The organism is Streptomyces sp. NPDC051776, assembly GCF_040681345.1.
GTDB lineage: Bacteria > Actinomycetota > Actinomycetes > Streptomycetales > Streptomycetaceae > Streptomyces.
This window is the reverse complement of the sequence record NZ_JBFAYQ010000115.1, coordinates 1-5,001: the sequence shown is the minus strand read 5'-3', so window position 1 is coordinate 5,001 and position 5,001 is coordinate 1. Positions and strand designations below refer to the sequence as shown.

The window sequence follows — 5,001 nt, the reverse complement described above, 5'->3', positions numbered from 1 at the left end:
CATAGGCGCAAGGGAGGCACCCAGGTGCGGGCACACAAGATCGCGACAGCCACCATGCTGGTCCTGGCAGTCAGCGGATGGGGCGTAGCAGGAACTGGGGCGGCATACGCGGACGGCCCCGCTCATGGCGGGAAGGCGAAGAGCGCCGACAAGGGCCCTGCCCATGGGGGGCGGGCGAAGGCGCGGGCGGAGGGAGGATCCGCCACCGGCGCGGGCTTCTTCCAGCAGAACATCGCACAGTCCGCCCGGCAGAACAACAACTGCAACAACCCCAACACAGAGGATGAGGAGATCTCGCTCACCGACAGCCGGGCAGCGGGACGGTGTGTGACCGCCGATGGTTCTCTGACCGCGTTCTCCCGCATCCAGGGCGGCCCCGCCCACGCCCAAGGCGGCACATCGGCCGCGACCCTGGCCGAGCAGAACATCGCTCAGCACGGTCGGCAGAACAACAACTGCAGCAACCCCAACGCCTCGCCCATCGAGGTGGACAGCAGCCGGGTGGAGGGCCGCTGCGCAGGCCAGGACTCTTCCTTCAGCATGCACACGTTCGTCAAGGGTGGTGGGGCCCGAGCCGAGGGCGGCTCTGGTGGAGGCGACGTGTTCCAGCAAAGTGTGGCGCAGGAAGGTCGGCAGAACAGCAACTGCAACGACCCCAACGCAGACTCGGACATCGACGTGAGCGAGGGGAGTCGGGTGGCGTTCCGTTGTGGGAACAGGGACCGCTCGCTCAGTAAACATGTGTTCGTCAAGAGCGGCGGCGCGCGGGCTGTCGGCGGCTCCACTGCAGAGGCGTTTGCCGATGTGGAGCAGCAGAACATCGCCCAGGAAGGGCGGCAGAACAACAACTGCAACAACCCCAACGCAGACACGGACGTCACCGTGGAGGGCGGCGGCCGGGTCAAGGGACGTTGCGGGAACAAGGACCACTCATTCAGCAAACACGTGTTCGCCAAGAGTGGCGGCGCGCGAGCCGACGGCGGCTCCACCACAGGTGTCGACTCTGATGTGCAGCAGCAGAACATTGCCCAGGAAGGCCGGCAGAACAACAACTGCAACAACCCCAACAATGACTCGAACGTCGATGTGGATGAGGGCGGCCGGCTGGGGGCGCGGTGCGGGAACAAGGACCACTCATTCAGCAAACACACGTTCGCCAAGAGCGGCGGCGCGCGAGCTGACGGCGGCTCGAGTACGGGCGACGGCTCTGATGTGGAGCAGCAGAACATCGCCCAGGAAGGCCGCCAGAACAACAACTGCAACAACCCCAACGACAGCTCGGACGTCACCGTGGATGGCGGCGGCCGGGTCAAGGGACGTTGCGGGAACATGGACCACTCATTCAGCAAACACACGTTCGCCAAGAGCGGCGGCGCCCGCACCGAAGGCGGCTCCGGCACGGTCGCCACTGTGGAGCAGCAGAACATCGCCCAGGAAGGCCGGCAGAACAACAACTGCAACAACCCCAACAACGATTCGGACCTCGACGTGCGCGGGGGCGGCCGGTTGAGGGCGCGGTGCGGGAACAAGGACCACTCATTCAGCAAACACACGTTCGCCAAGAGCGGCGGCGCCCGCACCGAAGGCGGCTCCAGCCCAAGCGAAGTGATCCAGCAGAACATCGCCCAGGAAGGCCGGCAGAACAACAACTGCCACCACCCCAACGCAGACGCGGACCTCGACGTGAACGAGGAGAGCCGGGCGGTGTTCCGGTGCGGGAACAAAGACAGCTCATTCAGCAAGCACACATGGATCAAGGGCGGCGGCGCACGAGCCGAAAGCGGCCCCGCAGACAGCACACTGATCACGCAGAATGTGGCCCAGGAAGGTCGGCAGAACAACAACTGCAACAACCCCAACAACGATTCGGACCTCGACGTGCGCGGGGGCGGCCGGTTGGGGGCGCGGTGCGGGAACAAAGACAGCTCGTACAGCAAACACACCCTCATCAAAGGCGGCGGCGCACGCACCGAGGGCAGCTCCAGCACCGACGAAGTGTTCCAGCAGAACACCGCCCAAGAAGGCCGCCAGAACAACAACTGCAACAACCCCAACAACAGCTCGGACCTCGACGTGACGGGGGGCCGGATGGGGGTCCGGTGCGGAAACAAGGACGCCTCCTTCAGCAAGCACACGTGGGTCAAGGGCGGCGGCGCCCGCACCGAAATCGGCAGCACAGACATCGTAGGCCAGCAGAACACCGCCCAGGAAGGCCGCCAGAACAACAACTGCACCAACCCCAACACCGACTCGGACATCACGGTGACGGAGGGGAGCCGGGCAGCGTTCCGGTGCGGGAACAAAGACAGCTCGTACAGCAAACACACCCGCATCAAAGGCGGCGGCGCCCGAGTAGAAACTCCCCCCACCACAGCCACCCTGGAACAGCAGAACACCGCCCAAGAAGGCCGCCAGAACAACAACTGCCACAACCCCAACCAAACGTCCCTCGACCTGACGGGGGGCCGGGTCGGGGCACGGTGCGGGAACAAGGACGCCTCGTTCAGCAAGCACACCCTCATCAAGGGCGGCGGCGCCCACGCCGAAGGCGGCTCCGCAGACGCCACGCTGCGCGGGCAGAATGTCGCGCAGGAAGGCCGGCAGAACAACAACTGCACCAACCCCAACAACGTATCCATCGACGTGACGGACAGCCGCGTTGCAGCGCGATGCGGGAACAAGGACGCCTCGTTCAGCACGCACATCCGTATCAGGGGTGGTGGCGCCCGCGCCGAAGGCGGCTCCAGCACCGACAGCGACGTGTTCCAGCAGACCATCGCTCAGGAAGGCCGGCAGAACAACAACTGCCATAATCCCAACGCAAACCTTGGAGATGTAGACGTCTCAGGCGACACGCGGGTAGTGAGTCGGTGCGGGAACAAAGACTTCTCATTCAACCGCAAAACGTTCCTTAAGAACGGCAGCGCCCACGCAGAAGGCGGCTCCACAACCGGCACCGTGACCCAGCAGAACACCGCGCAAGAAGGCCGCCAGAACAACAACTGCGCCAACCCCAACTTCCCCGGCGAAACCGTCGACCTGACCGGCAGCCGGTCGACCGTGGCCTGTAAGACGGTGGACGGCTCCGCCAACATCCACACCGCCGACATCAGCGCAGGAACCAAAGCAGAAGGCGGCGACGCCACAGCCGACCTCTTCCAGCAGAACACCGCCCAAGAAGGCCGCCAGAACAACAACTGCGCCAACCCCAACAACCTCACCCTCACCACCACCAACAGCCGCACCCAGTCCCAGTGCGTCGCCGAGGACCGCTCCACCAACATCGCCACGATCAACCGGTAACCACCCGGCACAGCGGCCGCTCCACACGGACCCGGACCGCGGATTCAGCGCCCGCGCCGGACGCAAGCAAGCAGAGCGCCCCGAGGGGCACGAATGGCCTAGCCAGGTGAAACCCCGCCCAGGACCCCTCGTTGAACGGAACCCAAGAAGGCCCAGGGCCTGTGTCCCGAGCAGCCGATCGGGACACAGGCCCTTTCGCCGTACCGAGAGGGCGTGTAAGGATCTTTGTGTAAGTCCTGGGGGTTCATCGGTCGTTGAGCCTGTCCTCGAAGAAGAGTGAGAACTGGTTCAGTGCCTTCTTCCAGTGTGCCGCGACGTGGTTGAGATCGCGGGCCTTGGGGGTGATCAGCTCGCGGACGGCGAGGTAGAGCACCTTCAGCGCGGCCTGTTCGGAGGGGAAGTGCCCGCGGTTGCGGCTGGTCTTCCGCAGCCGGGCGTTGATCGACTCGATGAGGTTCGTTGAATAGACCACCTTCCTTATCTCTGGAGGGAAGGCCAGGTAAGGGGTGAACTCGCTCCACGCGGCCCGCCAGGTCCGCACGATTGCGGGATAACGCTGGCCCAACTCGCCTTTGGCGAAGTCGGCAAGGGCCTGCTCGGCGGCCTGCTCAGTCGGTGCGGTGTAGATGGCCTTCAGCGCCGGCACGAGCGCCGCATGGTCCTTCTTCGAGGCGAACCGCAGGGATGCGCGGATCAAGTGGATCACACACGTCTGCACGGTGGCCTTGGGCCAGGTCGCGGTGACCGCGTCCGGCAGGCCCTTCAAGCCGTCGCAGGCGACGATGCACACGTCCTCCACCCCGCGGTTGCGCAGTTCGGACAGCACCGTCATCCAGGTGGTGGCGCCTTCGCCCTCGTCACCGACCCACAGGCCGAGCACGTCCTTGCGGCCGTCCATGTCGACCCCGACAGCGAGGTAGACCGGCTTGGAGACCACCGACCCGGAACGGATCTTGATCCACAGGGCGTCGATGCAGATGATCGGCCAGATGGCGTCCAGCGGCCTGCTCTGCCAGGTCGCGAGCTCGTCGGCGACGGCGTCGGTGACCTTGCTGATCAGGTCCGGTGACACCTCGACGCCGTACATGGCGGCCAGATCAGAGCGGATGTCCCGCACGCTCATGCCACGTGCGTAAAGCGAGAGGATCTGCTCGTTGAACCCTGCCAGGCGCCTGGCGTGCTTGGGCACCAGTTTCGGTTCGAAGGCCCCGTTGCGGTCGCGGGGAACAGCCACCGTGACCGCTCCTGCGCCGGTCAGCACGGTCTTCGGCGAGGCTCCGTTGCGGCTGTTGCCCGAGCCTCGGCCGGCCGGGTCATGCTTCTCATAGCCCAGGTGCTCGGTCAGCTCGGCATCCAGCGCCCGTTCCAGCACGGCTGGGGTGATCTCGGTCAGCAGCCCGCCCTCGCCCAGCAGGGCCGCTCCTGATGCGTCGGCGCGGTCCATAAGCCGGTCGACGACATCGTCCACCAGCTCGTCCTCGACCGGCTCGGCGGCCGGGGTTTCGTGGTCTGTCATCTCCGTCCGTCCCGGCTGGCCAGGGCCCGAGGCCGAGCCCCGGCCAGCCTGTCACATCACGGACTTACACGATCTTTCAGACACGCTCGCCCTCTTCGTCAACTTCCTGGACACCGCGGGAGGTCGGTTGGGCCATTGGGGTGTGAGACGAAGCAGGCCATGACAGAAAGTAGCAGGACGGC

Annotated in this window: 2 protein-coding genes; one reads left to right on the top strand and one right to left on the bottom strand. The window is 65.4% G+C overall.

Annotated features, from left to right (window positions below):
* The first annotated feature begins 24 nt into the window (after positions 1-24).
* Positions 25-3,303, top strand: coding sequence for a hypothetical protein (locus AB0M26_RS31250; protein WP_365266290.1), 3,279 nt, complete (start codon positions 25-27; stop codon positions 3,301-3,303).
* Between the two features lie 244 nt (positions 3,304-3,547).
* Here AB0M26_RS31250 and AB0M26_RS31245 read toward each other — a convergent pair whose 3' ends face one another.
* Positions 3,548-4,819 carry an IS256 family transposase gene (locus AB0M26_RS31245; protein ID WP_365266287.1) on the bottom strand — a complete coding sequence of 424 codons (1,272 nt, stop codon included), beginning with the start codon at positions 4,817-4,819 and terminating at the stop codon, positions 3,548-3,550.
* Positions 4,820-5,001: the final 182 nt, after the last annotated feature.